This is a genomic window from Borrelia crocidurae, assembly GCF_000825665.2.
Taxonomy (GTDB): Bacteria; Spirochaetota; Spirochaetia; order Borreliales; family Borreliaceae; genus Borrelia; species Borrelia duttonii.
Map to the genome: position 1 here is coordinate 161,636 of NZ_LN609267.1, position 5,943 is coordinate 167,578.

The window sequence follows — 5,943 nt, forward strand, 5'->3', positions numbered from 1 at the left end:
GATATTAAAGAAAATGCTAATTATGAGTCTTATGATCTTGCAAAAATTAATATCCAAAATATACCTATTACTTATATTGGTAAAGCCAATATAGAATTATACTTAGATAGTAAACTTGTTGAAAATAATATGATTTACATAGACAAGATTAACTATACGTTATATACTAATGTTGCATATAAGAATGAAAGTTTGTTAAATATAATGCTAATAACTCAAAAGGGCTACAAGGCATATTTTAATAAAAGATTAGATCTTGGAGGATAAGAGATGTTACAAATATATTTTATATCTGTTTTACTTAATATTTTAGGAGGAATAATACTAGCATTTCCAACTTTAAGAGACAAGCTTAAGTGTTTAATTATCTTTGACGAATTTGTCAATGCAATTAACAATAATAAAGCTGCAAGAAGTATTTTTGGTACAATTTTTATAACAGTAAGTATATTGGAAATAATTATCCCCTATGATTTACCAATAATTGGAAATTTATTTCCTGCCATCAGTTTATTTCTTATTGGGTTTATCTTATTTTTAAATCAGAAGATGCCTATAACTCTTCAAAACAACAAAGAATATGGAAAATTTCAATCATTAGTTGAAAACAATAAAAAATTGATAGGAATACTAGCATTAATTATCGGAATAATTCATTTTTTTGCACCAAGGATTCCTTTTCTTTAAATCTAAAAAGATTAATATAAATGCTTCATATCAGTCAAGCAATTTAAATAAATTTCAAAGTATAAATGTGAATTTTGTAAATATTTAATATAATGTACAAAATGACAAAACATAAAGAAATAATAATAAACTTTAAAAATCTAGAACATAATCTAATTACAATTAAAAGTCATGTTCACAAAAAAGAATTAGTAGCAACACTAAAAGCAGATGCTTACGGACATGGACTTATTCAAACATTTAAATTTTTTAGAGAAAAAAATATAAATTATTTTGGTCTTTTTTCAATATATGACGCTCTAAAACTTAGGAAAATCGATAAAAAATCAAACATATTACTCTATATCAATAATATAAATAAAAATGCAATAAAAAATTTAGTAAATTTCGAAATTACACCTTTTGTTGCTGACTCTCAATACTTATCATTAATAGAAGAAGAATGTAAAAGGCAAAATAAAAAAATTAAAGTTCATTTAAAAGTGGATGTAGGAATGAACAGATATGGAATCAAAACAGAAAATGCTTTAAATCTAGCAACTAAAATTCAAGATTCAAAATTGGTAGAATTTGAAGGAATTTGCACACATTTACCAACAACAGAAAACACAAAAATTACGCAAACACAAAGCAAAAAATTTGATTATCTCATAAATGAACTTAAAAATAAAAATATAAATCCAAAATTCATTCATATTTCCAACTCAGGACACATAACAAACTATAAAATAAGTGAAAAATTTAACATGATAAGGCCAGGCCTTATTTTATACGGATATCACCCAAATCCTAACAATCAAAACAATAATTTAAAACTGAAGCCTGTACTAAATTTATACTCAAAAGTAATATTTATTAAAAATATCAAAAAAGGAGACCAAATATCGTATTCTGGACTCTTTAAAGCAAAAGAAAATATGCAAATTGGACTTATACCTGTTGGATACTTATATGCCAAAACTCACAAATACATCTAAAAATCTTTATTGCATAATAAAAGATAAAAAATGTTTTATTAGAGGAAAAATATGTATGAACATTTCCATCATAGAAATACCTCAAGATCTAAAAATCAACATAGGAGACAAAGTAGAAATAGTTTCTGAAAGATTAAGCTTAGATATACTTAGTAAAGAATCTGGCAGAAGTACATATGAACTACTTTGTTCTATTGGAAAAAATGAGAAAAAAAAATACTTATATTAAATTACCTAAAGAATCAAATTTTTGAAAATCAATTAAATCACCTTTACTATCATATATCCATTTATAAATTGAAATACCCCCAATATTATCTCTCAATCTTAAATCTGGGCCATGATTTGTTTTCTTTGAAATTTTACCAAATTTATTATATTCATACTTATACATGCTAACACCATAAATATCATCTTGCAATTGACCTAAATTACCAAAATTTTTCTGACTAATTAGTCGATTTTGTTTATCATACTCATAAGTATATTCAAAAACAGCATTTTCATCTGCAACTAAAGCTCCATTTTTAGAATAATTACTCTTTAATATAACATTACCATTAATATCATACAAAAACTTGTACCTAAAAACACCTACAATATCACTTATAGGATTATCAAAATCTCCATAATGTTCCTGAGATTCAAGAAGTCCATCTTCATTATAAGCATATTTATAAATCATAACACCATTAGAATCATTAACTAAATTGAAATTTTTGTCAAAAAAAAGTCTCTCTATTAAATAAAATTTATTATCATATTTATAACTATAAACCGCAATACCTTTAAAATTATCCATTATCTCATATTTTTCCTCATAACTAACAGGAACAGCACTATCATAATTCTTATTTATCTTATTACTATAATTTATTATTCTCTTTTCATTATTTTGTATATAAAAAATGGTTTTTCTCATGGCATAACCATTTTGACTAACGGTCAAATTATTATTAGCATCATAATTATATTCTCTACAACAATAATCTTTTTCTTTTAAATTATAATCATACCTATATATTGCCACATTATTCTCATCAGGAGTTAAATTATTCTTAACATCATAATTTACAACTTCAATAAGATTACCACTTGAATCATAACGATATGTCTTTACTGCAACAGAAAAAGGATTTGAGGACAAAGAAAAATCTTCATCTACGTATTCTTCTTTGACAATATTATGTGCACTATCATAAGTTAATTTAAAACCATAAATTCCATTCTTAGCCTTTATATTATAGTTATTACCATCATAATATAAAACTGTTTTTGTACGATTAGAATTTTCATAAATAATTTTAGTATAATAAACATCATTTAAATCCTTAATCTGAAAACCAACCTCACTAAACCTATAAACATAAAAACTACCATCATCATTATAAACAAAATGATAATAAGCAACTCCATACTTATCTCTTATAATTTCATTAGACTTATTATAATTAAAAATACTCTTGGGTTTACCATTTGATAAATATTCTATTTGTTCAACATAAACATCTTTCAAGTTTTTAGCAGCAAAGCCTCTATTTAAAAACAATCTTCTCTCTATATCTTTAAAATGTTCTATTTTTATTTGATTTGTACCAAAAAAAGAAGGCATTAAAATACTAAGCTTTCCAATATAATCAACAACTACAAGTTTGCCATCATTATAAGTAAATCTATACCCATACTCCTCTTCAGCATCTTCCTTATTAATTTCATATTTTCCAATTATTTTATAATCAATATCATAATCAACAAATTTATAATAAATTTCTTCTGAAAAAAGAGTATAAGCTAAAAAAAACATTATCAAAAACATAACCATTCCTTGATAAATCAACCTTATTTTGATAGATTTATTATACAATAAACTAATACAATGAGGTGTTAATATGGCAAAAATTTCCAAAAATGCACAAAGAAGTGGTTCTAAAGAATTGTTAAGTAGATGGGGCGGAAAAATTATAATGAAATCTAAATTTGAAAATGGTAAAATAAAGCACTATGCAGAATGCCAAAATTCAAAAAATACGGCAAGAAGACCTAAAGATTTATTTTAAATTTTAAATAATCATTTTTTATTCAATTTATCTTCAAATTTTAACCAAGCTTCGTCCTGTTCACTTTTGCTATAAACCCTACCAGCTGTCTGTCCTTTGTTAGAGGTTCCTTTACCTTTTTTGGAATAGGAATTTCTAATCTGTTCTTTTATCTCCTCTCTTTGTTTGCGCCTCTTATCTAGCTGTCTTTTTACTCTTTCATTTGGATCAAAAAGTCCCCCAACATGATTATTAACTATTACCTTAGAATTTAATCTAGATAAAGATTCTTTATAGCTTTGATATTTTCCAGTCAAAAATAACACAATTTTCCTTAACAGAGATAAATCTTTATAAGCAAAATCTAAAATATTAGACAAATCAATTTTATAAATTTTATAAAGTGGTAAGAATGTATTACTATTCCTAAAATATTTAGCGGCTTCATTTTTTATGATATCCTTAATTTGAGTCTGTATATTTTGAGTTTTAGAAACTCGCCTATAATGAGACACAATAAAATCAAGAAATGCAACTTTATTTTTCAAGCAATAATCATTTAGATCATAATTAGCAACAAATTCAGATAACATCTTCTCAAGACCCTCTTCTGTAAAAATAACAGAAGAATTTTTACCATTATTAAGCATCTTTGTAAATTCATTTCTCAATTTATCTTTAACATCAATTACAATTTGATCAAATTCTTTTAAAAAGATAGAATAAGCACATGGCTTATATAAATATATATCACGTTTAATACTAAATATTCTAGGCAAAGAACCCTTAATATTGGATTCAAAAAAGTATCCATTGGCTATATTAAAAAAATGTTCAGCATCAGATAATTCATCAGCATGCTCTTGAAGAATACTTTTAAATTCCTCTATATTAATAAACCCAGGTTTAAACTCTATTGCTTTTTCAATCGATTTCAAAGTTTCATCAATTTTAATATTTTCTAAATTTTTAATTTCTTCTAACTTTTTTTCATTAGTAATATAAATATTTAATACCTCTAAAAAGGTAAAATAATGCTTAGAAATATTAACACCTTTCTTATTTAAAATCTCCTCTTTATTTTCTAAAATACCCAAAAGAAGATTATAAGCAACTCCAACCCCATTAACACCCTCATCCAAAATTCGATCATACTCACTAATCTTCAAATTTCTAGCTCTAATAAAAACATCTTTAACTACTCTGTTAGAAGCAGTTCTAAATAAAATTCTTTTCATAAATTCAACAAAATACAATGTTTGTCTTGAAGGAATGATCAAAGAATCTAGTATCAATATCTTTTTTAATGAAGCACTTTCTTGAAAATATTTAAAATTAATATCTTCATTCCTAAGCACAACAAATTCTCTCTCAAAAGCTAACAAATTTCTATCTATATTCTTAATTGTAAGCAAAGTACTAAAAAATTCTATTCCCACATAATGTTTTAAAAACAAATCTTCAATAGCATAATAATAAAAATCACTACTATTTTCATCTGTTATTATTATTTTATCAGGTAACAATTCTCCATTAGATGTAATCTGATTAACAATAATTCCTCTCTTAACTTCGTAAAGTTTACGAAATAAAAAATCCAATTCTCCCTTAAGAGAACGTATTTTAACAGAATAATCTTCAACAAACTTAGAATAACCTATAACATTGTTTTTACATTCCAAAATAACTCGTAAAATCATTTTTTGCGTATCTGAAGAAATTCCTATTTGAGAAATCAAAATATCCACTTCTTTATCATTTAGATAAAAAATTTCGGGCAACTTTTTCATCTTATATTCCTAATCTCCTCATATAAAAAACAATAAAACATAATTCATAATAACACATTGATAAATTTAATAAAATTAATAAACACCAAATAAATACACATTATATAAAATATACAAAAACAAAAAAATAATAGAAGGACCCCTATCAAAAACTCCTTTGACTTTAACTACCAATAACAAAATCAAAGATATAACAAACATAATACCAAAATCAACAAAATAAATATCACTCATCAGTACTGGACTTACAAAACTACTACTAGACAAAATAAATCCAATATTAAATATGTTACTGCCAATAATATTACCCAACGCAATATCTGATTCTTTTTTAATTATTGCAAAAAGTGACACAACAAGCTCTGGTATACTGGTTCCAAAAGCAACAAAAATAATCCCAATAACTTTCTCACTAATATGAAAAATATTATGTGCAATATATATTGAATTATC

The 5,943-nt window shown here is 24.6% G+C and carries 5 protein-coding genes and 2 pseudogenes; 4 read left to right on the plus strand and 3 right to left on the minus strand.

Annotated features, from left to right (window positions below):
* The 3 genes and pseudogenes from BN1173_RS04480 to alr form a co-directional block, all read left to right on the plus strand.
* Positions 1-267 (plus strand): annotated as a pseudogene (locus BN1173_RS04480) (hypothetical protein); the annotation flags it as partial.
* 3 nt (positions 268-270) lie between these two features.
* The gene (locus BN1173_RS00805; RefSeq protein WP_012537926.1) at positions 271-687 is read left to right on the plus strand and encodes a hypothetical protein; all 417 of its coding nucleotides are present in this window, start codon (positions 271-273) and stop codon (positions 685-687) included.
* Between the two features lie 101 nt (positions 688-788).
* Positions 789-1,893: pseudogene (gene alr, locus BN1173_RS00810) on the plus strand (alanine racemase).
* Here the strand turns inward: alr and BN1173_RS00815 are convergent.
* Positions 1,885-3,480, minus strand: coding sequence for an RHS repeat domain-containing protein (locus BN1173_RS00815; RefSeq protein WP_040235935.1), 1,596 nt, complete (start codon positions 3,478-3,480; stop codon positions 1,885-1,887). The pseudogene alr and the gene BN1173_RS00815 sit on opposite strands and share 9 nt — an antisense overlap.
* Before the next feature lie 73 nt (positions 3,481-3,553).
* Here BN1173_RS00815 and BN1173_RS00820 point away from each other — a divergent pair, with 73 nt between their 5' ends.
* The gene (locus BN1173_RS00820) at positions 3,554-3,721 is read left to right on the plus strand and encodes a hypothetical protein (RefSeq protein ID WP_012537929.1); all 168 of its coding nucleotides are present in this window, start codon (positions 3,554-3,556) and stop codon (positions 3,719-3,721) included.
* Between the two features lie 11 nt (positions 3,722-3,732).
* On the opposite strand, the gene BN1173_RS00825 is transcribed toward BN1173_RS00820, so the two are convergent.
* The gene (locus BN1173_RS00825) at positions 3,733-5,490 is read right to left on the minus strand and encodes a hypothetical protein (protein WP_040235936.1); all 1,758 of its coding nucleotides are present in this window, start codon (positions 5,488-5,490) and stop codon (positions 3,733-3,735) included.
* Between the two features lie 75 nt (positions 5,491-5,565).
* Positions 5,566-5,943: sodium:calcium antiporter (locus BN1173_RS04485; protein ID WP_040235938.1), on the minus strand; the 378-nt coding region annotated here is incomplete at its 5' end.

Excerpts from the sequence above, each read along its gene's own strand:
- BN1173_RS00820 (WP_012537929.1), top strand. The coding sequence starts at position 3,554 with ATGGCAAAAATTTCCAAAAATGCACAAAGAAGTGGTTCTAAAGAATTG.
- BN1173_RS00825 (WP_040235936.1), bottom strand. The coding sequence starts at position 5,490 with ATGAAAAAGTTGCCCGAAATTTTTTATCTAAATGATAAAGAAGTGGAT.
- BN1173_RS00805 (WP_012537926.1), top strand. The coding sequence starts at position 271 with ATGTTACAAATATATTTTATATCTGTTTTACTTAATATTTTAGGAGGA.
- BN1173_RS00815 (WP_040235935.1), bottom strand. The coding sequence starts at position 3,480 with ATGTTTTTGATAATGTTTTTTTTAGCTTATACTCTTTTTTCAGAAGAA.